The sequence below is a fragment of the Phycicoccus sp. HDW14 genome (assembly GCF_011383005.1).
In the GTDB taxonomy this organism is placed as follows: Bacteria; Actinomycetota; Actinomycetes; order Actinomycetales; family Dermatophilaceae; genus Phycicoccus.
The window spans coordinates 2844211-2868497 of record NZ_CP049935.1 but is presented as its reverse complement, the minus strand read 5'-3'; the positions used below and the strand labels follow the sequence as shown (position 1 = coordinate 2868497).

Below are 24287 nucleotides of genomic sequence, written 5' to 3'. Positions count from 1 at the left end.
CCGCTCGACGCGGTGCAGGAGTACGCGGTCAAGGAACGGGTCTGCATCCGCCCGCTGTTGCGCAGGGTGATCGACCGGGAGACCGGGGAGGCTGCGGTCGTCGCTCTTCCCTGTCAGTCGACCCGCGAGTCACGGTGCCCCTCGTGTGCTGCGCGCGCTCGGACGCTCCGGATGACCCAATGCCTCGCCGGCTGGCACCTGGACGAGGAACCAGAGTGGCAGCGATCGTCAACCGAGGCGGACAACGACCCGGAGACGGAGACGCAGGAGGCGACGACTCGTTCACGCTCCACACGGCGTCGAAGGGATGTTCCCGACCTGCCCCGTGTTCCGCAGGAGGACCGCACGGTGGGCCGAGTCTTCGAGGCGCCGGACGGTCGCACGTACCGCCCCTCGATGTTCATCACCCTGACCCTGCCCGGTTATGGCCGGATCGTCGCCGGCGCCGGGACACCCCGGGACGCGGATGGCTACGACTACCGACGGGCAGCGCTCGATGCCCTTCACTTCCCGAGGCTTCTCGACCGGTGGTTCCAAAACCTCCGCCGCTGCGCCGGGTACAAGGTGCAGTACTTCGGCGCCGTCGAGGGGCAGCGCCGGCTCGCGCCGCACTTCCATGTCGCCGTGCGAGGGGCCATTCCCCGGTCCGTCATCAAGGAGGTGACGCGGGCGACCTACCACCAGCTGTGGTGGCCGGCGTTCGACACTCCAGTGTTCGTCGAGGAGCTGCCGGTGTGGGATGGCCGGGACTACCTCGACCCCGTCACCGAGCAGCCCCTTCAGACCTGGGACGCGGCCTTGGACGAGCTCAGCGCCGACGACGACGCAAGGCCAGCTCACGTGCTGCGTTTCGGGTCGCAGCTCGACGTCCAGGGGTTGCTCGCCGGCTCTTCCGACGCCGACCGGTCGGTCCGCTACCTCACGAAGTATTTGACGAAGGCGGTAGGAGAGACGTACTCCGGCGACTCGAATGCGGCCTACGAGGCCCACATCGACCGACTCCACGCAGAGGTTCGCTGGCTGCCCTGTTCGCCCGACTGCGCCAACTGGCTGCGGTTCGGCGTGCAGCCACGCACCGTGGGTCCGGGCCTCGAGCCGGGCCGGTGTCCCAGCAAGGCCCACGACCGCGAGCACCTCGGTGTCGGCGGCCGGCGAGTGCTGGTCTCGCGTGGGTGGTCGGGCAAGACCCTCGCCGACCACAGGGTCGACCGCGCTGCCGTTGTCCGGCAGGCATTGGAGGAGGCAGGCATCGAGGTCGACTCGGCCCGACGCATGGCCGCTGATGTCGTTGCCTCCGATGGCGATGCGCGCTTCCTGTGGTCAGCAGTCGTGAGCCACGGGGGAACCTCGTCCTCCATCCTCATGGAGACCGTCATCCAACGTCGACGGTGGCGCGAACAGTACGAGGTCGCCAAGACGATGACTGGCGCCGATCCACCTGTGGATGGTCGTTCGGCAACCGCGCAGTCGACCTCGTTGAGGGCAGTGGGATGAACGGCCAGGCGCTCGCCGAGGATCGCCTGTGGAGCGTCGAAGACGCCAGTTACTACCTCGGAGTGCCAATTCAGACCCTCTACTCGTGGCGAGGGCAGGGCATAGGCCCTCCAGCGCGGCGTGTGGGACGGCGGCTCCGCTACCGTCCGGAGGACGTCAAAGCATGGGTGGCCGCACTGTCGACGGATGTCGCCTCATGAGGCGACTGGGCATCGGTGAGTACGGCGAGGTGACCTACTCGACGCGGGGGCGCAGCACGGTGGCCACGGTCTTCTACCGGGACTTCGCTGGGCGGCGCCGGCGAATCCGTCGTGATGCCCCACGCGAGCGGGGGCTCGTCGAGCAGTGCTGCAGGCCCTCGAACATTCACTGAGGGTGGGGGAGCAGGTCGAGGCCACCGCGAGCATGTCCTTGACCGCGGCCGTGCACACCTGGCTCGGGACGATGGAGGATCGGGTAGAGCGTGGGACGCGAAGCCCCACCACGCTGGACCTCTACAGGCACGCGGCCGAGCGGCACGTCATCCCTCAGCTCGGACAGCTGCGCTTGGGAGAGGTGACGACAGCACGAGTCGACCACTTCCTGCAGGCCACCCTCCGATCCAAGGGCTACGCCACGGCGAAGCTCTGTCGCACCGTCGTGTCGGGGACATGCGGCTGGGCCGTTCGCCAGGGCGGCATGGTGTTCAACCCCGTGCGAGACGTCACCCCGCTCGAGCTCGACCGGGATCGGACCGCCCGGGCCATGACGGCCCCGGAGGTGCGGCAATGGCTGGAGCACCTGGACGGAGACGACTTCGCCCGTCGGCACGACCTGCCGGAGCTTGCCCGCTTCGTCTTGGCGACCGGGCTTCGCCTCGGGGAGGCGCTGGGAGTTCGCTGGTCCGATGTCGACCTAGACCGAGGCATCCTCAGCGTCGAGAGAACCGTCATCCGCGTCAAGGGCAAAGGGCTCGTCGCGTCCAGGCTCAAGTCGCGGTCGTCCTACCGCGTCCTGGTACTTCCGGGTTGGTGTCTGACCATGCTGCGAGCACGGCTCGCACGTTTAGGCGATTTAGATGGCCCCGTGTTCGCCGACACCATTGGCGGGTACCGCGACGGAAACAATGTCGGGGCGGCATTCCGCCGGGTCCGGGCGGGAACACAGTTCGAATGGGTCACCCCACACACCTATAGGAAGACCGTCGCGACCCTTCTCGACAGTAGTGGAGCAAGCGCTCGGATGATCGCGGATCAGCTGGGACATTCGCGTATCTCGATGACCCAGGACGTCTATCTGGGGCGGCGCGCCGTATCGCCGGCGATGGCTGCTGCCCTTGAGTCCCTAGAGAACGACGGAAGCCCGGAGGCCCCCTCCGATGAGTAAGGTCGCATCGCGCTGCACGGCGACTATCCGCCGTGCGGGATCAACGCTTCTTCAACGCGTCCGTGGCATCCTTCGAGAGCCGCCCGCGGTCCTTGATGTCAGGGAAGCCGTTCTTGCGCAGCCAGTCTCGGTCATCCGAGGAGACAGCGGACCGTCGGCTCGCAGCCGCGGGACGACTGCGTGTGCCAGCCGCCTTGCGCGCGACGTTGAGGTAGGGGGTGAGCGCCTTCTCCAGGGCATCGCGGTTCTTCTTCGACAGGTCGATCTCGTAAGTGGCGCCGTCGAATCCGAAAGTCACGGTCTCGATGTCCGAGCTCTCTTTCCCGTCGAGGTCGTCGGACAGGACCGTGATCGTTCGCTGAGCCATGTGCTTCCCTTCATCGAAATGGGTTCGAAGAAGTCAACCACAGGAAGTCGCACTGTTCGGACGGGAGCCGGCCGTCACGTCGTCGAACTGACGCTCTCCGGCGTGGAGTGCACGGACGCGGTGATGAAGCCAGCGACGACATGTGACCGCACATGTAGCCGCATCGGGCGGTACGCCGGAGAATCCGCTTGTCGGCTACCACCCCTGACCTGCGGTGATGGTGGGCCCCGTGGGGCTCGAACCCACAACCTACGGATTAAAAGTCCGCAGCTCTGACCAATTGAGCTAGAGGCCCTCGGCGAGGCTGGGCCGGGGTCTCCCGGCCCGTCGCCGATGGCCCGAGGGTAGTGCGTCACTCGTCAGACGACGGCTCCGGCCAGGCATCCGGCCGATCTCGGCAGCCCGCGGCATCGCGCCGTGGAGCGACCGAGACGGCGGCGCCGGCTTCAGGCCGCATCGTCCTGCGGGATGCGGGCCACCGGGCGGCCCCGGTACGTTCTGCACACGAGGTCCGCGGGGATCGGCCTCTCGAGGGAGGGAGCTGCGATGTGCGCCGGATCCGCATTGCCTTGGTAGTGGCCGTGATCGGTCTGTCCGTCGTCGGCGCGCTGCCCGCCGGTGCGGCGGGGACGTCGTCGGTCACCGTGTGGACGTGGAACGTCGCGGGATGGACGATGCACCGCGGGTCGACCACCGACGGCCTGGTCGGCCAGATCACGAGCTCGGTGACCAATCGCGGGGCGGACCTCGTCGCCCTCAACGAGCTGTGCCAGGGGCAGTACGACGCGGTCGTCAGCAGTCTGCGGGCGGCGGGGTGGCCCCGGGACGCGTCGAACTTCGCCCGGTTCGAGGCGCACAGCACGACCGCGTGCGGGGGCAAGCCCTTCGGCCTGGCGATCTTCAGCAAGGAGCCGCTCGGAGGCGCGAACCGCTACACCCTGTCCTCGGACGGCTCGACCGAGGCCCGCAAGCTGCTCTGCGCCCCGCTGCAGAGCTCGCCGCACCTCCGGTTCTGCACGACGCACATCACGCCGCTGAACCAGGACCTCGGCGGGGAGAAGATCAACGTCATCCAGCTCACTGAGGTGCGGAACCGGGTCGAGGCCTTCGACGCCGCGGGTGACACGGTGCTCGTCGCGGGAGACTTCAACGCCCAGCCCAGCTACGGCCGGCTCGACGCCTGGTACTCGCCGACCGTCGACACCGCCGTGAACTCGCACAACACGGGCGCCTACCGGGAGCTCGACGACACCGATGCCCGCTGCCCCGGCTACGGGGAGGCGACGACGGAGTCTGCCCCCGGCATCGAATCCTGCGGGCAGACGTCGAAGATCGACCTCATCTTCGTCCGGGCCACTCGGGTCGTCGGGTCCTACTCGGCGGACTCCCTGGCGATCCCGCCCTGCGGCTCGGCACCGTGCTCCGACCACCGCGTCCTCTACGGGTCGGTGCAGGTCTCGGTGACCCCCGGCGGCTGAATTCGCCTCGCGCAGATCAGCCGTCGAGGAGGCGGTCGAGGGCTCTCTGGGCCTTCTGTGCGGCCTCGACGGCGGAGCGCTCGTCACGGGTTGCCGTGTGCTGGGCGCGCCGCGCGTCCTCGTCGGCCGACACGGCGGCCGACAGCCTCTCCTCCAGCGCCTCGACCGCCTGCCGGGCCTTCTCCAGGTCGGCCCCGACCTCGTCCCGCCGGCGGCGGGCCGCGACACCCGCCTGCCGCGCGGCCTCGGCCTGCGACTGCGCCGACCGCAGCGCCGCCTCCGCGGCCTCGACCGCCCTGCGCGCTGCGGCGACGGCTGCCGGGTCCGGCCCCGACGGTGTGGCCGAACCCGACCGCGACCTCCCGGCACGCGGCGTGGCACCACCGACGGCCACCACGCGGGAGAGGTCGACGGGCTCGAGCCCCGACGCGCTGAACGTGTCGACGAGCAGCCCGGACGACAGCGCAGTGCCGGCCTCGGTGTCGACCATCGCCGAGCGCAGCGTCTCCTCGACCGCCGCCGTCACGGACGCCGACACCGACCGCCCTGCCGACTGCCCGATGGCCACGGCCTGTCCGGCGACGGCCCGGGTCAGTGCCCGACGCTGCGTGTCGAGGGCCCGGAGGCCGGCGGCCCCCAGCGTCCCCTGCGCGGCCCGTAGCCGGGCGCCCAGCTCGAGCACCTGCCCGACCTCGTCCTCGTGCTGCCGCACCAGCTGGTTGAGCAGCCAGGCGCCGACCGACGGCTTGCGCAGCACCTTGACCGCGGCGGCCAGCTCGGCGTCACCCGACGACTTCGCCTCCGCCGCAGCGGCGTTGCGCGCCGCTGTGAACTCCTCCGGCGGCAGGCCGTACAGCTCGGAGGCGACCTCCTGGATGCCCATCCCCCGATCCTCGCAGGCAGGAGAGCCCGACGCGTCCTGTCGGCCGCGCCGGGCTCCGCCCGCTCAGTAGGTGATGTCGAAGAACGCGCGGTAGACGTGGTGGTCGGAGCCGTACGTGTCGAGCACGAGGCCGCTGACCCGTCCGCCGTGGGTCACGTTGCGCGAGATGAACAGGTAGTCGTACTTCGACGCGGCACCGAAGGTGCGCTCCCCGGTGCGACAGACCGTCTCCCGGCATGTGACGGAGGGCCCGTGCGTGGAGAACCACTGCGGGTCGGTCTGCTCGGCCTCGTGGAAGTCCCCGGCGCCACCGAACGTGCTGTTGCGGTTGAGGTAGTACATGCTGTCCATCGCGTTGAAGTTCGGCAGGGCGTTGAAGTCGCCGCCGACGGTCACGGCCTGCCCCTGCGTCCAGATGCGGTCGTGCAGCAGGGTGCGGATGCGGGCGGTCTGCCGCTCGCGCGCCGCCTGGTCGTCGGCCTCCTGGTGGGCGCGCAGGTGCGTCACGCAGGCCCGCAGGCTGTCGGGCGCTCGGGTGCCGATCTTCACGTCGGCGCAGAGGAGCTTGAACTGCTTGACCCGGTTGGGGTCGGCGGCGTCGGCGTCCCCGAGGTTGTCGTTCGACACGTTGCTCAGGGGGTGCGGGGAGGCGAGCAGCTGACCCTGACGGAGGTTCGGGTTGGTGCTCATGTTCCCGCAGCTGGCCTGGACCTCGACCATGACCGAGAAGTAGACCGTCCACCCCGGGTGCTGCTTGACGAACTCGTCGCGCTGGTTGGCGCACACCTCGGTGAGCATGACGACGTCGGGGTCGAACGCGGTGATCTGCGCGTTGACGCCGGCGAGGGCCCCGGGGGCCCCGCCGAAGCCCGGCCCGCCCTCGATGTTGTGCTCCACCACCTTGAGCCGGTACGGCTCCGGGGCGGTGGCCGCAGCCTGTGCCGGGAGTGCCGGAGCGCTGGCCACGGCGGCGGCGAGCGCCACCACCGGCACCAGCCGTGCGGCAATCGTCCTGAGTCCCATGGGAATCCCCTCTGTCCGCGCGCCCTCCAGCAGGGCGCTCGACGCCGATCCTGAGCCCGCGGGTCTTCTCGACGCAAGCGCACTGCGAGAACTCGCAATGGTGCTCGACCGCTCGGCGCCGCGCGCCGTCGCTCTGTATCGCGGATGAACCCGTCGGACCCTGCGCCTACTGTGGCGGCATGCCACGGAACGACGTGCCGACCGCCTGGGACGAGCGCAGCACACTGCTCACCATGCTCCAGTACACCCGCGACACCGCGGCCGAGAAGTGCCGCGACCTCGCGGAGGGACGGTCCGGCGAGGCGCTGCTGGGCACCTCCCCGCTCATGAGCATCGGCGGGGTGGTCAACCACATGCGGTGGGTCGAGCACTCGTGGGTCGAGAACCGCTTCGTCGGCGGACCCGACCGCGGGCCGTGGACCGACGAGTCGCCCGACCAGGAGTTCATCGACGGCGCCGAGCAGCCCCTCGCCGAGATCCTCGCCGGCTACGAGGAACAGGCCCGCGTCACCGACGCGATCGTCGCCGACCTCGACCTCGACGCCCGCTCGGCGACCCCGATCAGCACCGGTGAGCACCCCACCCTGCGCTGGGTGATTCTCCACCTCATCGAGGAGAACGCGCGGCACAACGGCCACCTCGACATCCTCCGCGAGATGGCCGACGGCGTCACCGGCGACTGAACCCCGGCGACGCCCCCGCCTTCACCCGCGGCGAGCCGTCAGGAGTCCTCCTTGCGGAAGGTCGAGGTGCCCCACCACATGGCGACGACGAACAGGCCCACCGCCCACAGGGTGCCGTAGAGGACCTTGTCGTTGCCGAAGTCGCCGAGGAAGGTCGAGCGGACGGCGTCGGTGATCCACTTGATCGGCATGAAGTCGCTGGCGGTCTGGAGCCACTTCTTGCCGAGCGTCATCGGCAGGAGGATGCCCGAGAGCAGTAGCACCGGCATCATCACGACGTTGATGACCGGTGCCATGACGTCCTCGCTCTTCGTCGTGAGCGCGAGCGCGTTGGAGGCCGCGGCGCACGCGCCACCGACGAGCAGGGTGATGACGACGCCCATCGCCGCCCCGCCACCAGCCGCGTCCATCCCGAGGGCGTAGCCGAGCCCGATGAGGACACCGGCCTGGACGAGCAGCTGCAGCTCGTCGCGCATCAGGCGCCCGGTGAGCAGCGCGACGCGGCTGGCCGGGGTGACCCGCTCGGCCTCGACGACGCCGTCGCGCCACTCGGAGATCAGCCCGAAGCCGGCGAAGAAGGCCCCGAAGAGGCTCAGCTGCACGAGCATCCCGGGCACGAAGAACGTCCAGTGGTTGGCGTAGCCGAACTGCCTGGCGATGGGCTCGAGCAGCGGCCCGAAGAGGAACAGGTAGAGCACGGGCTGCATCAGGCCGATGAGCACCCACGCGGGGTTGCGCAGGTTCATCCGCAGCTGGCGGCGGAAGACGATGAATGACTCGCGGAAGAAGCTCATGCGGGGACTCCTGCCTCGACGGGGTCGGTTGTGCCGGAACTGGACTCGGCGTCGCGCAGCGAGCGGCCGGTGAGGGTGAGGAAGACGTCGTCGAGCGTCGGACGCTTGACCTCGATGGACGCCAGCTCGAGGCCGGCGGCGCCGAGGTCGGCCATCAGCCCCGGCACGACCTTGGCGGCGCGGGGCACCCGGCCGCGCGCGTGCGAGCCGTCGACCTCGACGCTCTCGGCCACCGCCTCGAGCCGGGCGGCCGCCTCGCCGACCCGGGAGGCGTCGGTGACCTCGAGGTCGACGAGGTCGCCCGCGACCTGGGCCTTGAGGTTGTCGCTGGTGTCGGCGGCGACGATCCGGCCGTGGTCGATGATGACGATCCGGTCGGAGAGCGCGTCGGCCTCGTCGAGGTAGTGGGTCGTGAGGAACACCGTGGCGCCGCGCCGTGACCGGAGGCCGTCGATGTGCTCCCAGAGGTTGGCGCGGGCCTGCGGGTCGAGGCCGGTGGTCGGTTCGTCGAGGAAGACCAGGGTCGGGTCGTGGACCAGGCCCATCGCGATGTCGAGCCGGCGCCGCTGGCCGCCGGACATCGACTTCGGCTGGCGGGTCCAGAGGCCGGGCAGGTCGAGCTGGTCGAAGAGCTCCTGGCCGCGGCGGGTGGCCTCCTTCTGGGACAAGCCATAGAGCATCCCGTGGTCGACGACCTCGTCGCCGGCCCGGGCGAAGCTGCCCGTCGAACCGCTCTGCGAGACGTACCCGATGCGCCGCCGGACCTCGGTGGAGTCCTTGACGACGTCGTAGCCGGCGACCGTCGCGGTGCCGGCCGTGGGCGTGAGCAGCGTCGTGAGCATCCGCAGCGTCGTGGTCTTCCCGGCGCCGTTGGGGCCGAGGAAGCCGACGACCTCACCCTCGGCGACGTCGAGGTCGACACCGTCGACGGCACGGACCTCCTTCTTCTGGCGGCCCTCACGGGTCGTGAAGGTCTGCACGAGCCCTCGTGCGTGGATCATGGTGGTCCTCCCGGTGGTCAAACTTGAACATGCCGAGTGTTCAACATTGAACATGAGACGTCAAGGGGGTTGCGGTGACGCCTCACCGAGAGGATGGACCGGGGGACCGACGGGAACTCATCGGTCGGACCGCGTTCAGCCGCGGGCGGCGATCATCTGGAGGTAGCGAGCCCGGTCGCGCGCCATCTCCCACCCCGGGTCGTCGCTGCGCGGCGCCCAGCTCGGCTGCTCGCCGAGCAGGTCGAGCTCGCCGGCCCGCACGCGGCGCAGCGTGGTGACGAGCCACTCGCGCTCGGTCTGGGCCAGGCCCATCCAGAGGTCGGCCATCGCCCGGACGTGGGGCGGCGAGTGCTCGACCGCGGTGGGCCCGCCGACCTGGCGGTGGACGCCGGCGTCGATGGCGGACAGCCGGGCGGTGAAGGCGTCGGCCACCACCTCGCGCGGCACGAGGCCCATCAGTGCGAGGGCGGTGTGGAAGCCCAGCGGGGACAGGAGGTCGACGGTCTCGACGGCCGTGCGCCACATCCGCGCGAAGGCGTCATGGCCGGCGGGGGTCGCCGTGTAGACCGCGACCGAGCGCGTGCCGTCGAGCAGGTCGTGCCGCTCGAGCTCGCCGCGCGCGGTGAGCGTGGCCAGCCCGGAGTAGATCGAGCCGGGGTTGACGTGCGCCCACTCCTGGACGTTCCAGGACAGCAGCTCGCGCCGGATCTGGTAGCCGTTGACCGGCTCGAAGATCATGACGGACCCGAGCAGGAGCAGACGCGTCTCGGTGGCCGCCATGCCCGCAGTGTAGGAGTCGCCGGCCCGGGAGCCCGAGCAGCCCGACCGGCCAGGCCGGTCGGGCGGTCAGTGGCTCAGGCGCAGTCGAGGCAGATGTTCGTGCCGGGCTTGGACTCCTGCGAGCGGTGGACGAGCAGGAAGCAGCTCATGCAGGAGAACTCGTCGGCCTGGCGGGGCAGGACGTGGACCTCGAGGGAGAGGTTGGACAGGTCGGCGCCGGGCAGCGTGTGCCCGTCGACGGCCTCGGTGTCCTCCTCGAGGAGGTCGGTCGCGGACCGGGAGCGGGTGGCGCCGAGCTCGACGAGGTTGTCGGGCTTGTCCTCCTCGCCCTCGCGGATCCGGGGAGCGTCGTAGTCGGTAGCCATGGGTGCACCCCTTCCGGGTGTCGAGTGTGGACGCGCGAGGCCGGCTTGCGGTCGGTCGCGGCGGTCCCCGGGTCGAAGCTTCGTCGAGAGGGTAACGACGGGGCCGGGGTGGGTGTTCCCCGGGGTCAGCCCGCGGGACGCCGGCCGCGCGCGACCTCCGACGGCAGGGGCTCCAGCGCGGCGTCGGAGCCGCCGCCGGCGCCGTCGGTGGAGGCGTCCGACGAGCCCGCCCCACGACGGATGCGGCGCCCCTCGCGCACCCGCTCGTCGAACTTCTCGCGGGCCTTGTCCGACTCCCGGGTGTCGCGCGGGGGCAGCCGCACACCGCGCTCGGCCTTGATGCCGGCCTCGAGCTCGCGGACCCGCTCGAGCTCGGCATCGGTCTCGGCCCCGAGCAGGAGCGCGATGTTCGTGATCCAGAGCCAGAGGAGGAAGACGATGATGCCGCCGAGCGAGCCGTAGGTGGACTGGTACTTGCCGAAGTTCGCGACGTAGAAGCCGAACCCGACCGAGGCGAGCACCCAGACGAGGATCGCGACGACGGCGCCGGGGGAGACCCAGCGCATCCGCGGCTGCCGGACGTTGGGGGTCGCCCAGTAGAGGACGGCGACCATCCCCATGACGATGGCGAGCATCACCGGCCACTTCGCGATGCTCCAGACGGTGACGCTCTGCTCGCCGAGGCCGATGAGGTTGCCGAGCGCCTCGGCCACCGACCCGCTGACGACGAACCCGACGAGCACGAGGGCGGCTCCGAGCACCAGCCCGAGGGTGATGGCGAAGGTGGCCGGGCGCAGCTTCCAGATCGGCCGGCCCTCGTCGACGCCGTAGATGCGGTTCATCGTCCGGCCGAAGGCGCCGACGTAGCCCGAGGCCGAGGACAGCGCGGTGACGAGGCCGATGACGAGGGTGAAGCCGGCGGCCTGGCTCTTCACCATGTTCTCGATGGGTCCGCGCAGCTGCTCGGCGACGTCGCCCTGGCCGAGCTGGCGGACGAGGTCGAGCATCGCGTCGACGGTGGACTGGCCCTGGCCGAAGACCCCGAGGAGGGAGACGAGGGCGAGCAGGGCCGGCGCCACGGACAGCACCGAGTAGTACGTCAGGGCCGCGGCGAGGTCGGTGCACTGGTCGCGTTGGAACTCGGCGACGGCCGACTTCATCGTGGTCACCCACGAGCGGCGGGGCAGGTCCGTCGGTGAGTCGGCCTTGGCGGCCGCGTCGGGGGTGGTGCCGTGCGCTCGCGCTCGAGCGCGGCTCCCTCGGTGGCCATCGTCGTCCTCACGCGGTCGGTGTGCGGCGCGGCTGCGCCCGGGCCTGCCCCAACCTAACCGCGAAGGGCGAGGTTCATGCGGGTGAGGGACCTCGGGTGGCGACCGGGCCGTGCGCGTCGGGTCGGGGTGACAGACTCGGAGGATGAGTGACGAGGGACGCCGGCCGCCGCCGCGCCGCCCCGTGCGCTTCGGGCCGGATGCGCTCGAGGCCCACGGCGGGCTGCTGCCGGGGCCGGCGGAGACGACGGAGGTCGCGCACCAGACCGCGGCCATCCTCGTCGGCACCGGCCGCTCGGCGCACGACCCGAAGGTGACGACCCGGCTCGTCGGGCTCGTCGACGACCTCGGGCTCTCGACAGTCGCCGACCTCTGGGCCTCACGTCCGGCCCGCTCGCTGCCGGGTGCCCTGTGGCGGCTGTACGCGCTGCGCGAGTGGGTGCGCCGCAGCCCGGAGCAGGCCAGCCGCGAGTACGCGTCCGGCATCCGGTTCACCGACGTCGCGCACGCCGTGGCCGGCATCGCCGAACCGCCCGGGCCCGAGGAGCTGCAACGGGTCGCCGACCAGATCCTCGCCGGGGTGTTCGCCGGCGACTTCGCCGTGGCCCTCGAGCGGGCGGCGGCGTTCTGCGCGGTCATCGCCGCCGGGCGCGCCGAGCTGGCCCACGACCGCGACGACCTCGACCCGGTGTCGGCCAGCGACCTCACCCGCACCGGCGCGGCGCTGCTGGCCACCGGCGAGGACCTGCGTGCCTGCGCCAACCTCTGGCGGGCCGGGGACCTCGACTGACCCCTCGGTGGGCCGGATCGGGTCCGGGCCGCTGACCTGCGGCGACGCGCCCGGGGCGCCGGAACATCGGTCATCGGGAACACCCTCGGGTGGGGGAGGCGTTAGGGTCTCTCGTGGGTGCCGGGCCGCGGCAGCCCCGGGTCCCAACATCAGCCGCTACGAGCGGCCACGCGCCGTGAGGCGCTCCCGGCCCGGCACCCGCCACCGCTCCCGGACGTTGTGCCGGTGTGGAGCGAACTTCCCCTGTGGACCATCGGCGACACGCCGCAGCGAGCCCGTACGGTGGGCGGATGACCAGCGGGGACCCCTCCCTCACCGACGACGATCTCCAGGGTGAGATCGACCTCGTCGGTGCCCTCGTCATCGAGGCGTCGCAGTCCGAGGGGCCGATGACCCAGGAGCGCATCGACGAGATCCTCGGCGTCGCCGACGAGGAGCCGGCCGAGGCGGACGCGGAGGAGCCGGCCGAGGCGACCGGCGGGTCCGAGGGCGCGGACGGGTCGGACGACGACGGCGCCGCGGGCTGACCGCACCGGTTCCCGGGTCGGCTGCCGGGGCGTGGTGCAGTGGCCCTAGCCTGTACCCAGCACCAGGCCGCCTCCCGGGAGACACGCATCGTGGGCTTTCGCCTCACCCCCAGGACCCCACCTTCTACGAGCTGTTCGCCGCGTCCGCCCGGCAGCTGGTCGAGGGTGCGGGTGAGCTGACCGCGCTCCTGGGGGCCGACGCCGACGAGCGCGAGGTCATCCTCGGTCGGATGCACGAGATCGAGGCCGCCGCCGACGAGGCGACGCACGCCATCATCCGCAAGGTCGGGGGCTCGTTCGTCACGCCGTTCGACCGCGCCGACATCCACGCCCTCGCCGTCGCGCTCGACCAGTGCGTCGACCTCATGGAGGCGGCGGTCGACCTCATCGTGCTCTACCAGGTCGACGAGGTGCTGCCGCGCGTCGCCAAGCAGGTCGAGGTCATCGCCCGGATGGCCGACCTGACGCACGACGCGATGCCGCAGCTGCGCTCGATGAAGGAGATGGGCGCCTACTGGGTGGAGATCAACCGGCTCGAGAACCGCGCGAACAAGCAGTACCGCCGGATGCTCGCCGAGCTGTTCAACGCCAAGAAGGCCGATGCCATCACGGTGATGAAGCACAAGGACATCATCGACGCGCTCGAGGCGACCGCGAACGGCTTCGAGCACGTCGCGCTGACCGTCGAGGCGATCGCCGTCCGGGAGTCCTGACCGCGCCGTGGACTGGCTGCCCGCTGCCCTCGTCGTCGTCCTGGCGATGGGGTTCACGTACACCAACGGCTTCCACGACGCGGCGAACGCCATCGCGACCTCGGTCTCGACGCGGGCGCTGACACCGCGGATCGCGTTGGGGCTCGCCGCCGTGATGAACCTGCTCGGCGGGTTCGTCGGGGTGCGGGTCGCCGAGACGATCGGGGGCGACATCGTCACGGTTCCCGTGGGTCCGACCGGCATCCTCCTGTGCGTCGGGGCGCTGGTGGGGGCGACGGGCTGGAACCTGCTGACGTGGTGGCGGGGGCTGCCGTCGTCGTCGACGCACGCGCTGATCGGGGGCTCGGCGGGGCGGCGCTCGCGGCCGGGGCGTCGGTGAAGTGGGACAGCATCCGCGACAAGGTCGCCATCCCGATGATCGTGTCGCCGGTGGTCGGGCTGGTCGGCGGCTTCGTCGTGATGACCCTCATCCTCTGGCTCTTCCGTCGGGCGCGGCCGGGGCCTGCGGTGCGCGGCTTCCGGTACGCGCAGACGGTGTCCGCGGCGGCGATGGCCTTCGGGCACGGGATGCAGGACGCGTCGAAGACCGCCGGTGTCGTGGCGCTGGCCCTCGTGGCCGGGGGCACCGGTCGGTGGTCGAGGGGTCGATCCCGTGGTGGGTCATCGCGCTGTCGGCGGTCGTCCTGTCGCTCGGGACGTACGCCGGCGGCTGGCGGATCATGCGGACACTGGGGCGCGGCATCATCCACCTCGACCCGCCGCAGGGCTTCGCGGCCGAGGCGACGGCGGCGTCGGTGCTGTGGGTCGCGACGATGACCGGCGCGCCGATCTCGACGACGCACGCGATCACGGCGGCCATCACCGGGGTGGGGTCGACCCGGTCGGCGAAGGCGGTGCGGTGGGGCGTGGCCCGCTCGATCGTCGTGGCGTGGGTGCTGACCTTCCCCGGAGCCGGCCTGGCCGCCGCCCTCGTCTACCTGATCCTGTCCCCCCTCACCTGACCCCCGCCCCGCCCCGACTTATTGCCCAGAACCCACGTCGGAGGACGGGAATCGGGGTCGCCCGGGTGGGTTCTGGGCAATAAGTCGGGAGCTGGGGCGTGTGTCCACAGGTGGGTCGGGGTGGCACGACCGTCCACAGGTCGAGTCCGACACCTCGACGGACCGCCCCGCGCCCCGGACGGTGGGGCGATGCGCGACACGCCACCCCCGCCCTTCACGCGGACCGAGGCCCTGGTGGCCGGATGGACCGAGCGCCGCCTCGACGGCGCCGTCGGTCGGGGCGAGCTGACCCGCATCGCGGCGGGGCTCTACGCGCCGACGGCCGACTGGGAGCCGCTGCGGCCGTGGGAACGACACCTCGCCCTCGCCCGGACGGCTGCGCGGGTCACCCCGGACGCGATCATCAGCCACACCAGCCATGCCGCGATCCTCGGGCTGCCCATGCCGCCGACCCCGCCGCAGCGCGCGACGATGACCCTCCTCGACGACTCCCGGACCTCGCGGGACGACGCGTGGCGCCGCTTCCACAGGGGCCGGACGCCACCGTCGCACGTCTGGATCCGCGGCGGCACGCCGTACCTCCTTCCGGTCCGGACCGTCGTCGACTGCCTGCGCGACCTCCCGCCCGGCGACGCGCTGGCGGTGGTCGACGGTGCCCTGCGCAGGGGAACCGTGACGGCATCCGTCCTCCGGACCATGCGCGAGCACCAACGCCGTTGGCCGGGCATCGCGGCGGCCGACGCGATCCTGTCCCTGGCCGACGGGCGGCGCGAGTCGTGGCTCGAGTCCGTGAGCGCCTGGCGGTTCCACCGGCTCGGCCTGCCGCGGGGAGTCCCCCAGGTCGTCGTCCTCGACGAGCGGGGTCGCTTCGTCGCCCGAACGGACGTGGGATGGGCCGAACACGGCGTGGTGGGCGAGGCCGACGGGCGTGGCAAGTACCTGGCCGATGCCCCACCGGGCCAACCGACCGACGAGGTGGCCGCCCGGCGAGTCATCGCCCAGGGTGTGCGGGAGACCCGGATGCGCGACCTCGGGCTCGAGGTGGTGCGGTGGGACACCGGCGATGCCCTCGCATCGGACGACCGCCTCGACGTGCGCTGGAGGGCGGCCGTCGAGCGGGCCCGTCCACACCTGTTCCGCGGGCGACTCGTGTGCTCCTGCTGCCACCGCGACCTGACTGATTGCCCAGAACCCACCTGGCAGGGGCGTCGGAGCGCCTCCTGAGGTGGGTTCTGGGCAATAAGTCGGGGAGGGAGGAGGGGGGTCAGCCGAAGCGGCCGCTGATGTAGTCCTCGGTCGCCTTCTCGGTGGGGTTGCTGAAGATGCGCGGGGTGTCGCCCACCTCGACGAGACGCCCGGGCTCGCCGGTGGCCTTGAGGTTGAAGAACGCCGTCTGGTCCGAGACCCGCGCCGCCTGCTGCATGTTGTGCGTGACGATGACGATCGTGTACTCGGCCTTGAGGTCGTTGATGAGGTCCTCGATGGCCAGCGTCGAGATCGGGTCGAGCGCCGAGCACGGCTCGTCCATGAGCAGCACCTGCGGGTTGACCGCGATGGCCCGGGCGATGCACAGCCGCTGCTGCTGGCCACCTGAGAGCCCGGCACCCGGCTTGTCGAGCCGGTCCTTGACCTCGGTCCAGAGGTTCGCACCACGCAGCGACTTCTCGACGACCTCGTCGAGCGTCGACTTCTTCTTGATCCCGTTGAGCCGCAGGCCGGCAGCGACGTTGTCGCGGATCGACATCGTCGGGAACGGGTTGGGCCGCTGGAACACCATGCCGACCGTCCGGCGCACCGCGACGGGGTCCATCGACGAGGCGTAGAGGTCCTGGTCGTCGAGCATGACCGACCCGTGCACCCGACCGCCGGGGATGACCTCGTGCATGCGGTTGAGGGTCCGCAGCACGGTCGACTTGCCGCAGCCGGAGGGGCCGATGAACGCCGTGACGGAGCGCGGCTCCACGGTCATCGTCACGCCCTCGACGGCCTTGAAGTCGCCGTAGTAGATGTCGAGGTCCTTGACGTCGATGCGCTTGGCCATGGTGTCGGTGTCTCTTTCGTCCCGGGGCGGGGTGGTCGGAAGTCGTTCGGGGAGAGGGCGGTCAGCTCTTGACCTTGCTGAACCGGCCGACGAACCGGCCGAGCAGGTTGAGCAGGAAGATCAGGAGGATGAGGGTGAGCGCCGCGCCCCAGACCCGGTCGAGCGCCGGTTGGAGGTTCTCGCTGCGGCTCTGGTTGATCATCGTCGGCAGGGTCGCCATGTTCGTGGCGAACAGGTCGGTGACGATGACGGGCGTGTACGGCCCCAGCACGAGCAGCGGCGCCGTCTCGCCCATCACCCGCGCGACGCCGAGCAGCACGCCGGTGACGATGCCCGAGAACGCCGTCGGGAGGACGACCTTGAAGATGGTCTTCCACTTCGGAACGCCCAGCGCGTACGACGCCTCGCGCAGCTCGTTCGGCACGAGCTTGAGCATCTCCTCCGTCGAGCGGACGATCGTCGGGATCATCAGCAGGACGAGTGCGAGGCACACCGCGAAGGCCACGCGCTGGAACCCGAAGGTCGTGACCCACAGCGCGTAGACGAAGAGCGCGGCGACGATCGACGGGATGCCGGTGAGGATGTCGACCATGAACGACACGGCCCGGGCCAGCCGGCCCCGTCCGTACTCGACGAGGTAGACGGCGGTCATCACCCCGACCGGCACCGAGATGACGGTCGTCACGGCGGCCTGGATGAGCGTGCCCTGGATGGCGTGCACCGCGCCGCCGCCGACCCGTCGGTCGGTGATGCCGGCCTGCGAGTTGGTCCACCACTGCGACTCGAGCAGCATCGAGCCGCCCTTGAGGATCGTCGACACGAGGATCCACACGAGCGGGATCACACCGAGGACGAACGCACCCCACATCACGATCCGGGCGAGGTTGTCGCGCAACGCCCTCGGACCGGACTTCGGGGCGAAGGACGGCGGGGCCGCGGGCGCTGGGGCGCCGCCGCGCGGACCCGCCTCGAGCTCGATGGTGCTCATTCGGAGAAGGCCTTCCTGCGCTCGATGACGACGCGGGCGATCGCGTTGACGACGAAGGTGAGGACGAAGAGGACGAGGCCGGCGGCGATGAGCGCGCCGGTGCTCGTCGCGGTGTTCGCCTCCTGGATGCCGAGGGCGATCTTCGAGGCGAAGGTGGCCCCGCCGCTGAAGATCGAGGACGAGAAGGCCGCCCCGTCGTTGAGCGAGGACAGGAGGATGGTCACCGCGAGCGTCTCGCCGAGCGCGCGCCCGAGGCCGAGCATCGCGGCGCTGATGACGCCGGGCTTGCCGAACGGCAGGACCGCGGTGCGGATCATCTCCCACTGCGTCGCGCCGAGGGCCAGCGCGCCCTCCTTGTGCGCGGTCGGCACCTGGGCGAAGACCTCGCGCGAGATGGCCGTGACGATCGGCAGCACCATGATCGCGAGGATGACGCCGGCGAAGGCCAGCGTGCTCTTGGCGCTCGGGCCGTCCTCCGGCTGCGCGAAGAACGGGATCCAGCCGAGCGCCCTGTCGATGACCGTGGCGACCGGCTCGAAGTACTGGCCGGCGATGGTCAGGCCCCAGAAGCCGAAGACGATCGAGGGGACGGCGGCGAGCAGGTCGATGGTCGCCGCGGCCGGCCGGGAGAGCCAGGCCGGTGCGTACTGGGTGATGAACAGGGCGATGGCCACCCCGAGCGGGACGGCGATGGCCATCGCGATGACGGCGGTGACCACCGTGGCCCACAGCAGGTCGACGATGCCGAAGCGCGGCTCGGCCCCCGCGGTGGCCCACTCGCGGGAGGTCAGGAAGCTCGCCTGGTCGGCCTGCAGGGCCGGGATGGCCTGCGCGACGAGGAAGACCCCCACGAGCGTCACGAGGGCGATGACGAAGATGCCGGACGCGGTGGCGGCGCCGCCGAACAGGCGGTCACCGAGACGTCCGGTGCCGGCTCCGTCCCCGTGCAGCGGCCCGCGGCCGTCGGGCCCGGGCAGCTCGTCGACGGCCGAGCGGCCGGTGATGGAGGTCGACACGGTCTCCTCGCTGTTCTCTCGTCGGGGTGGTCGGGGTGCGGTGGTCGTGCCGGAGGGGCGGGCCGGTGGCCGGCCCGCCCCCTCGCGGTCAGGTCGGCGGCCGCAGCCGCCGGGCCGAGACGGTCAGGACAGGGCCTCGATGGCGGCCTCGACCTTGGTCTGCACCGACGAGGGGAGCGGGGCGTACCCGATCTCCTCGAGGCTCTTCTGCACGTCCGAGGAGGCGAAGTGCTTGAGGAAGGACTTGATGTCCTTGCCCTTCTGCGCGTCCTTGTTCTTCGAGCAGACGACCTCGTAGGTGACGAGGAGGATCGGGTAGGCGTCGGCCTCCTTCGTCGCGTAGTCGAGCTTGAGCCGCAGGTCGTTGCCCTCGCCGTCGGGCTTGGCGGCCTCGACGGCCTTGCCGACGGTCTCGCCGGTCAGCTCGACCGCGCCCCCGCCGTTGTCGATCTTCGCGACGCCCAGGTCGTTGTCCTTGGCGTAGCTCCACTCGACGTACGTGATGCCGCCGTCGGTGGACTTCACGCCCTCGGCGACACCGGCCGACTTCTCCTTGCCCTCGCCCTTGCCGGTCCACTTCTTCGCGGGCTCGGCCGTCCAGCCACCGTCGGAGGCGGCGGCGAGGTACTTCGTGAAGTTCTCGGTGGTGCCCGACTCGTCGGAGCGGAAGAAGACCTTGATGGCCGTGGACGGCAGCGAGACACCGGAGTTGACCGCCGCGATCTTCGGGTCGTTCCAGGTGGTGATCTTGCCGGTGAAGATGTCGGCGGCGACGGCCGGCGTCAGGGTGAGCGAGTCGACGCCCTTGACGTTGAAGGCGATCGCGATCGGGCCGGTGACCATCGGGATGTTCCAGGCGGGCGAGCCGCAGAAGGCCGCGGCGGCGTCGGTCTCGACGACCCCGTCCTTCTCCTCGGTCTTCAGGGCCGAGTCGGACCCGGCGAAGTCGACCTGGCCGGCGATGAACTGCTTGATGCCGGCGCCCGACCCGGTCGGGTTGTAGTTCACCTGGGCACCGGTGCACGCGGCCTTGTAGGACGCGGCGGCCTCCTCGAACGCGTTCTTCTGTGCGGACGAGCCCTCGGCGTTCAGCGTGCCGGTGAAGCAGTCGGACGCCGCGGAGGAGCTGCCGGCGCCGGCCGTCGTGCCGCTGCCCGAGTTGTTGTCCGAACCGCAGCCCGCGAGGGCGATGGAGCCGACCAGGGCGATGCTCGCCAGCTGGCCGAAACGGAGGGTCTTCACGTGTGTACCTCTCGGAGGTCATGGGGGTCGATGGCGTCGGGCATCGGTGGCCGACGCTCCGGACGGTAGGGACGCCGGATGACCGGGTGGCCCGTCACGGGTGAACGTCGCGTGAACGGCACCCGAGCACTTGCCGACGGGAGGGTCAGCCCCCGGTGCCGGGGGGCGCCGAGGGGTCAGGGGAGGTGGCGCTCGACGGCGACGACCCGCGCCGACGGTCCGGCGCCCGCCACGTGGCAGACCAGCGCCTCGCCCTTGACGAGCTTGTCGCCGGTGGCCGCCTCGAGCCGCGCGACCTGCTCGGCGTCGGCGTCACCGGCGAGCCCGTGCAGCACCTCGAGGAGCGCGGGCAGCACCGGCCCGTGGGAGCACACGACGGTGGGCCGGCCGGCCGCCACGACCTTCTGGAGCCGCCGCACCGCCTTCGACGGGTCGTCGGCGAAACCCTCCTCGGACAGGCCGTTCCGCGTGCGGATCTTCATGCCCGCCGCGGCCGCGAAGGGGACGACGGTGTCGACGCAGCGCAGCGAGGGGGAGGACACGACCCGCTCGGGCACGTAGGCGGCGAGGACGTCGACGAGCGCCGTCGCGCGGGTCCGGCCGGCCCCGTCGAGGGGTCGCAGCGTGTCGAGCTCGCCGCCCCACGCCCCGCGCGCCACGGCCCGGGCGTGCCGGACGAGCACGAGCGGCCAGGTGTCGAGCATCCCGGCCTGGTGGTGGCGCACGAGCGCGCGCAGCTGCTCGCGGTCGCGCGCGTAGTCGAGCCGGTCGTGGGCCACCCGGGGGTCGAGCCACGCGACGTCGTCGATCTCGTTGACCAGCCGCCCGTCACCGCCGACCACCGTCGCCGCCCAGTAGCGCACGACCTTGTCGCCGGGGCGGCCGTCCTTGTCGAGCAGCGTGTAGCGGGCCTCGGGCAGCGGCACCCCGAGGCGGACCCGCAGCCCGGTCTCCTCGTGCGTCTCGCGGACGGCGGCCGGTGCCCACTCCTCGGCCGGGTCGAGCTTGCCCTTGGCCCACGACCAGTCGTCGTAGCGCGGACGGTGCACCAGCGCGACCTCGAGGGCGTGGTCGCGCACCCGCCACGGGAGGGTCCCGGCGGCCGGGATCGTCGTCGGCACGCGGGCGGCCTCAGCGCCGCCGGGCCTTGCGGCGCCGCTTGGCGTGCATGTCGACGAGGGCGGTCTGCAGGTCCTCGAGCGGCTGCCCCTCCTCGTCGAGGTGGTGGCGCGTCCAGCGTCCGTCACCGGCGAGGGCCCAGTGCGAGTACCGGTCGGACCGTCCGCGCTCGAGCAGCGACTGGAGGTCCTCGAGGTGGCGCGGCTCGGTGAGCCGGACGAGCGCCTCGACGCGCCGGTCGAGGTTGCGGTGCATCATGTCGGCGCTGCCGATGTAGGCCACCGGCTCCCCGCCGCCACCGAACCAGAAGACGCGCGAGTGCTCGAGGAAGCGGCCGAGGACGCTGCGGACCTCGATGGTCTCGGACAGCCCCGGCACCCCCGGACGCAGCGCGCAGATGCCCCGGACCCACAGCTGGACGGTGACCCCGGCCTGCGAGGCGCGGTACAGGGCGTCGATGAGCTGCTCGTCGACGATCGAGTTGACCTTCCAGGCGATGAACCCCGACCCCGGTTCCGCGCGCTCGTGGGCGATCTCGGCCTCGATGTGCGCGTTGAGGCCGGAGCGCACCGAGCGCGGCGCGACGAGGAGGCGCTTGAACTTGCTGCGCGGGGCGATGCCGGAGAGCTGGTTGAACAGCTTCGAGAGGTCCTCGCCGACCTGCTCGTCGTCGGTGAGCAGCCCGAGGTCCTCGTAGAGCCGGGCGGTCTTGGGGTTGTAGTTGCCGGTGCCGACGTGGCAGTACCGGCGCATCCCCTCGGCCTCCTGCCGGATGACGAGGCAGAGCTTGGCGTGGGTCTTGAGCCCGACGATGCCGTAGACGACGTGGACGCCGGCGTGCTCGAGCTTGCGGGCCCAGGAGATGTTGTTCTCCTCGTCGAAGCGGGCCTTGATCTCGACGACGGCGAGCACCTGCTTGCCGGCCTCGGCGGCGTCGATGAGGGCGTCGATGATCGGGCTGTCGCCGCTCGTGCGGTAGAGCGTCTGCTTGATGGCCAGGACGTGCGGGTCGGACGCGGCCTGCTCGAGGAGGGCCTGCACCGAGGTCGAGAACGAGTCGTACGGGTGCTGGAGCAGGACGTCCTGCTTGCGGATCGAGGCGAAGATGTCGCGGGCCTTGGCCGACTCGGTGGGCGCGAGGTCGGCGTTGGTGCGCGCGACGAACGGCTCGAAGTGCAGCTCGGAGCGCTCGAGGTCGGCGATGAGGTTGAGGCCGCGCAGGTCGAGGGGCGCGGGCAGCCGGTAGACCTCGGAGGAGGCCACCCCGAGCTCGCGGACGATGAGGTCGAGGACGTGGTCGTCCATCGCCTCCTCGACCTCGAGGCGCACCGGCGGGCCGAAGCGCCGGCGGGTCAGCTCGCGCTCGAGGGCGGTGAGGAGGTTCTCGTTGTCGTCCTCCTCGACCTCGAGGTCCTCGTTGCGGGTGACCCGGAAGGTGAAGTGCTCGCGGATCTCCATCCCGGGGAAGAGCTGGTCGAGGTGGGCGGCGATGACGTCCTCGAGCGGCACGAACCGGGTGTCGTACATGTCGGCGAGCGGCGACTCGTCGGGGCCGGGCTCGATGCGCACGAGGCGCGGCAGCATCGGGGGCACCTTGACGCGCGCGAAGTGCTCCTTGCCCGAGCGCGGGTTGACGAGGATGACCGCGAGGTTGAGCGAGAGCCCGGAGATGTACGGGAACGGGTGCGCGGGGTCGACGGCCAGCGGGGTGAGCACCGGGAAGAGCCGGTCGGTGAAGACGCGGGCGAGGCGGTCGCGCTCCTCGTCGGACAGGGCGTCCCAGCGGACGATGCTCACGCCCTCGTCCTCGAGCGCCGGCCGCACCTGCTCGGCGTAGACCCGCGCCTGCATCGTCATCAGCTCGTGGGCCACGAGGGAGATCTGCTCGAGGACCTCGCGCGGCTCGAGCCCGGACGCCGAGCGCACGGCGATGCCGGTGGCGATGCGGCGCTTGAGCCCGGCCACCCGGACCATGAAGAACTCGTCGAGGTTCGAGGCGAAGATCGCGAGGTAGCGGGCCCGCTCGAGGAGGGGGACGTTCTCGTCGCCCGCCATCTGGAGCACGCGCTCGTTGAACTGCAGCCAGGAGATCTCGCGGTCGAGGAAGCGGTCGGAGGGCAGGCCCTCGGCCTCCTCCTCGGCGCCGGGGTGCTGGCCGCGCACGAACCTCCCGTTGGTGCCGCGCGGCTGGTGGCGTGTCTCGGTGGCCGAGGCGCTCGCGATGGAGACCTCGCTGACGATGACTCCCTCGGCCGACGCGTCCGCGGCGGCGTCGCGAGCGGTGGTGTCGTGCACGCCCACACCCGACTCGTCCGTCATGGTCTCCATCCTGTCAGGTCGGTGCAGGACGGTCGCGGTCAGACGGGCGCGGAGTGCCGGAGGGCGGGGCGGGGGTCGACGGTTGGAGGTGGAAGCGGCCCCGGACGTGGTGCGGCATCACCTCGAACCGGGGTGGGGCGACGGGTCAGGCCGGAGTCGGGACCGAGTACTGGACGTGGACGGCGGCGTCCTCGAAGCCGAGGCGCGCGTACGTGCGCCGGGCGGCGGTGTTGTCGCCGTCGACGTAGAGCTCGACCTCGGCCAGGTCCTGCCGGGCGAGGTGCGCCAGCCCGAGGGCGGCCAGCGGCCCCCGAGGCCGTGGCCCTGCTCGGCCGGGTCGACCCCGACGACGTACACCTCACCGGAGCCCCCCTCGACCTTGGTCCAGTGGAAGGCGACGACCCGGCCCTCGCGCTCGACGAGCAGGAATCCGGCCGGGTCGAACCACGGCTGGCCCATCCGCTCGTGGAGGTCCTCGACCGTCAGCCGGCCCTGCTCGGGGTGGTGCGCGAAGGCCGCGGCGTTGAGCCGGACCCAGTCCTCGTCGTCACGTCCCGGCTCGAACGCCCGCACGGAGTAGCCCTCCGGCAGAACGGGATCGGTGGCATCGCTTGCTGTCAGCGGGCGGGTCATCAGGAACAGCTCGCGGGTCCGGTCCAGCCCCGACGCCCCGGCCAGCGCGCGGGCCGCGTCGAGGTCGCCGTGCGCCCAGACGCTGCGGACGCCCTCGGCGAGCGCCGCATCGAGCAGCGTCCGGCCGTGGCCCGAGCGGCGGGCGGCCGGGTCGACCACGAGCTCGGCGACGGCGTCGTCGGTGCCCGCGGAGGCCACCTGCGCGTACCCGACCAGCTGCCCGGAGTCGTCGCGCCGCAGCAGGTGCAGCACCCCGGGCCGCGCCGCGCCGAGGGCGAGCCGGAAGGCCTCGGACACGGCGCCGACACCGTCGGCGGCCTCCGCCCGGTCCCACAGCTCGCGGGCCTCGTGCGCGGTGGCGTCGTCGACGGCCTCGAGCCGCTCGGTGACCGGCACG

The 24287-nt window shown here is 71.5% G+C and carries 25 protein-coding genes, 1 tRNA gene and 1 pseudogene; 11 read left to right on the top strand and 16 right to left on the bottom strand.

What is annotated here, in order from left to right; all coding sequences use genetic code 11:
• Nucleotides 1–12 precede the first annotated feature (12 nt).
• The 3 genes from G7075_RS14105 to xerC all read left to right on the top strand — a co-directional run bounded on the left by G7075_RS14105 (nucleotide 13) and on the right by xerC (nucleotide 2859).
• Complete coding sequence (locus G7075_RS14105) at nucleotides 13–1494, top strand: replication initiator (RefSeq protein WP_205860513.1); 1482 nt, start codon at nucleotides 13–15, stop codon at nucleotides 1492–1494.
• Nucleotides 1491–1694 carry a helix-turn-helix domain-containing protein gene (locus tag G7075_RS14100; RefSeq protein WP_166122741.1) on the top strand — a complete coding sequence of 68 codons (204 nt, stop codon included), beginning with the start codon at nucleotides 1491–1493 and terminating at the stop codon, nucleotides 1692–1694. The genes G7075_RS14105 and G7075_RS14100 overlap by 4 nt, the downstream gene beginning before the upstream one ends.
• A gap of 175 nt (nucleotides 1695–1869) precedes the next feature.
• Nucleotides 1870–2859, top strand: a complete 990-nt coding sequence (gene xerC, locus G7075_RS14095) for a tyrosine recombinase XerC (RefSeq protein ID WP_240917626.1) — start codon at nucleotides 1870–1872, stop codon at nucleotides 2857–2859.
• 40 nt (nucleotides 2860–2899) lie between these two features.
• Here xerC and G7075_RS14090 read toward each other — a convergent pair whose 3' ends face one another.
• Both G7075_RS14090 and G7075_RS14085 read right to left on the bottom strand, forming a co-directional pair.
• Nucleotides 2900–3226 carry an Lsr2 family protein gene (locus G7075_RS14090; RefSeq protein ID WP_166122739.1) on the bottom strand — a complete coding sequence of 109 codons (327 nt, stop codon included), beginning with the start codon at nucleotides 3224–3226 and terminating at the stop codon, nucleotides 2900–2902.
• A 218-nt stretch (nucleotides 3227–3444) separates the two neighbouring features.
• Nucleotides 3445–3521, bottom strand: a tRNA-Lys gene (locus G7075_RS14085).
• Between the two features lie 286 nt (nucleotides 3522–3807).
• On the opposite strand from G7075_RS14085, the gene G7075_RS14080 reads away from it, so the two are divergent.
• Nucleotides 3808–4704 (top strand): endonuclease/exonuclease/phosphatase family protein, encoded by an 897-nt coding sequence (locus G7075_RS14080; protein ID WP_205860512.1) that lies wholly within the window; start codon nucleotides 3808–3810, stop codon nucleotides 4702–4704.
• Nucleotides 4705–4720: 16 nt separating this feature from the next.
• Here the strand turns inward: G7075_RS14080 and G7075_RS14075 are convergent, their stop codons facing one another.
• Nucleotides 4721–5587, bottom strand: coding sequence for a hypothetical protein (locus G7075_RS14075; protein WP_166122735.1), 867 nt, complete (start codon nucleotides 5585–5587; stop codon nucleotides 4721–4723).
• A gap of 63 nt (nucleotides 5588–5650) precedes the next feature.
• On the bottom strand, nucleotides 5651–6610 hold the full coding sequence (locus G7075_RS14070) for an endonuclease/exonuclease/phosphatase family protein (RefSeq protein ID WP_166122733.1): 960 nt from the start codon (nucleotides 6608–6610) through the stop codon (nucleotides 5651–5653).
• Nucleotides 6611–6789: 179 nt separating this feature from the next.
• On the opposite strand from G7075_RS14070, the gene G7075_RS14065 reads away from it, so the two are divergent.
• Nucleotides 6790–7293 (top strand): DinB family protein, encoded by a 504-nt coding sequence (locus tag G7075_RS14065; RefSeq protein ID WP_166122731.1) that lies wholly within the window; start codon nucleotides 6790–6792, stop codon nucleotides 7291–7293.
• Between the two features lie 38 nt (nucleotides 7294–7331).
• On the opposite strand, the gene G7075_RS14060 is transcribed toward G7075_RS14065, so the two are convergent.
• The 5 genes from G7075_RS14060 to G7075_RS14040 form a co-directional block, all read right to left on the bottom strand.
• Nucleotides 7332–8087 carry an ABC transporter permease gene (locus tag G7075_RS14060; protein WP_166122729.1) on the bottom strand — a complete coding sequence of 252 codons (756 nt, stop codon included), beginning with the start codon at nucleotides 8085–8087 and terminating at the stop codon, nucleotides 7332–7334.
• Entirely contained in the window at nucleotides 8084–9088 is a 1005-nt protein-coding gene (locus tag G7075_RS14055; RefSeq protein WP_166122727.1) for an ATP-binding cassette domain-containing protein, read from the bottom strand. Before G7075_RS14055 ends, G7075_RS14060 begins: the two co-directional genes overlap by 4 nt.
• A 135-nt stretch (nucleotides 9089–9223) precedes the next feature.
• On the bottom strand, nucleotides 9224–9868 hold the full coding sequence (locus G7075_RS14050; RefSeq protein WP_166122726.1) for a PadR family transcriptional regulator: 645 nt from the start codon (nucleotides 9866–9868) through the stop codon (nucleotides 9224–9226).
• 74 nt (nucleotides 9869–9942) lie between these two features.
• Nucleotides 9943–10233, bottom strand: coding sequence for a DUF4193 family protein (locus tag G7075_RS14045; RefSeq protein WP_166122723.1), 291 nt, complete (start codon nucleotides 10231–10233; stop codon nucleotides 9943–9945).
• A gap of 125 nt (nucleotides 10234–10358) precedes the next feature.
• Nucleotides 10359–11393: a YihY/virulence factor BrkB family protein gene (locus tag G7075_RS14040; protein WP_166122721.1), complete on the bottom strand. Its 1035-nt coding sequence runs from the start codon at nucleotides 11391–11393 to the stop codon at nucleotides 10359–10361.
• Nucleotides 11394–11646: 253 nt separating this feature from the next.
• On the opposite strand from G7075_RS14040, the gene G7075_RS14035 reads away from it, so the two are divergent.
• From G7075_RS14035 to G7075_RS14015, 6 genes and pseudogenes are all read left to right on the top strand, one after another.
• Nucleotides 11647–12291 (top strand): hypothetical protein, encoded by a 645-nt coding sequence (locus G7075_RS14035; protein ID WP_166122719.1) that lies wholly within the window; start codon nucleotides 11647–11649, stop codon nucleotides 12289–12291.
• Nucleotides 12292–12581: 290 nt separating this feature from the next.
• The gene (locus tag G7075_RS14030; RefSeq protein WP_166117788.1) at nucleotides 12582–12818 is read left to right on the top strand and encodes a hypothetical protein; all 237 of its coding nucleotides are present in this window, start codon (nucleotides 12582–12584) and stop codon (nucleotides 12816–12818) included.
• Nucleotides 12815–13531 (top strand): DUF47 domain-containing protein, encoded by a 717-nt coding sequence (locus tag G7075_RS14025; protein WP_371814245.1) that lies wholly within the window; start codon nucleotides 12815–12817, stop codon nucleotides 13529–13531. The genes G7075_RS14030 and G7075_RS14025 overlap by 4 nt, the downstream gene beginning before the upstream one ends.
• 46 nt (nucleotides 13532–13577) lie before the next feature.
• Nucleotides 13578–14086: pseudogene (locus G7075_RS22940) on the top strand (anion permease); the annotation flags it as partial.
• A 77-nt stretch (nucleotides 14087–14163) separates the two neighbouring features.
• The gene (locus G7075_RS22935; protein WP_371814078.1) at nucleotides 14164–14532 is read left to right on the top strand and encodes an anion permease; all 369 of its coding nucleotides are present in this window, start codon (nucleotides 14164–14166) and stop codon (nucleotides 14530–14532) included.
• A gap of 189 nt (nucleotides 14533–14721) precedes the next feature.
• Nucleotides 14722–15756 (top strand): hypothetical protein, encoded by a 1035-nt coding sequence (locus G7075_RS14015; RefSeq protein WP_166122717.1) that lies wholly within the window; start codon nucleotides 14722–14724, stop codon nucleotides 15754–15756.
• 40 nt (nucleotides 15757–15796) lie between these two features.
• Here the strand turns inward: G7075_RS14015 and pstB are convergent, their stop codons facing one another.
• From pstB to mshD, 7 genes are all read right to left on the bottom strand, one after another.
• A complete protein-coding gene (pstB, locus tag G7075_RS14010) occupies nucleotides 15797–16573 on the bottom strand; it encodes a phosphate ABC transporter ATP-binding protein PstB (protein WP_166122715.1) in 777 nt (258 codons plus the stop codon).
• Between the two features lie 61 nt (nucleotides 16574–16634).
• On the bottom strand, nucleotides 16635–17561 hold the full coding sequence (gene pstA, locus G7075_RS14005; protein WP_166122713.1) for a phosphate ABC transporter permease PstA: 927 nt from the start codon (nucleotides 17559–17561) through the stop codon (nucleotides 16635–16637).
• The gene (gene pstC, locus G7075_RS14000) at nucleotides 17558–18577 is read right to left on the bottom strand and encodes a phosphate ABC transporter permease subunit PstC (RefSeq protein ID WP_166122711.1); all 1020 of its coding nucleotides are present in this window, start codon (nucleotides 18575–18577) and stop codon (nucleotides 17558–17560) included. Before pstC ends, pstA begins: the two co-directional genes overlap by 4 nt.
• Before the next feature lie 123 nt (nucleotides 18578–18700).
• Nucleotides 18701–19819, bottom strand: coding sequence for a phosphate ABC transporter substrate-binding protein PstS (gene pstS, locus G7075_RS13995; RefSeq protein ID WP_166122709.1), 1119 nt, complete (start codon nucleotides 19817–19819; stop codon nucleotides 18701–18703).
• Between the two features lie 176 nt (nucleotides 19820–19995).
• Nucleotides 19996–20940, bottom strand: a complete 945-nt coding sequence (locus G7075_RS13990; protein ID WP_166122707.1) for an NUDIX hydrolase — start codon at nucleotides 20938–20940, stop codon at nucleotides 19996–19998.
• Between the two features lie 10 nt (nucleotides 20941–20950).
• Complete coding sequence (locus G7075_RS13985) at nucleotides 20951–23257, bottom strand: RNA degradosome polyphosphate kinase (protein WP_205860511.1); 2307 nt, start codon at nucleotides 23255–23257, stop codon at nucleotides 20951–20953.
• Between the two features lie 117 nt (nucleotides 23258–23374).
• Nucleotides 23375–24286: a mycothiol synthase gene (gene mshD, locus G7075_RS13980; protein WP_240917625.1), complete on the bottom strand. Its 912-nt coding sequence runs from the start codon at nucleotides 24284–24286 to the stop codon at nucleotides 23375–23377.
• Nucleotide 24287: the final 1 nt, after the last annotated feature.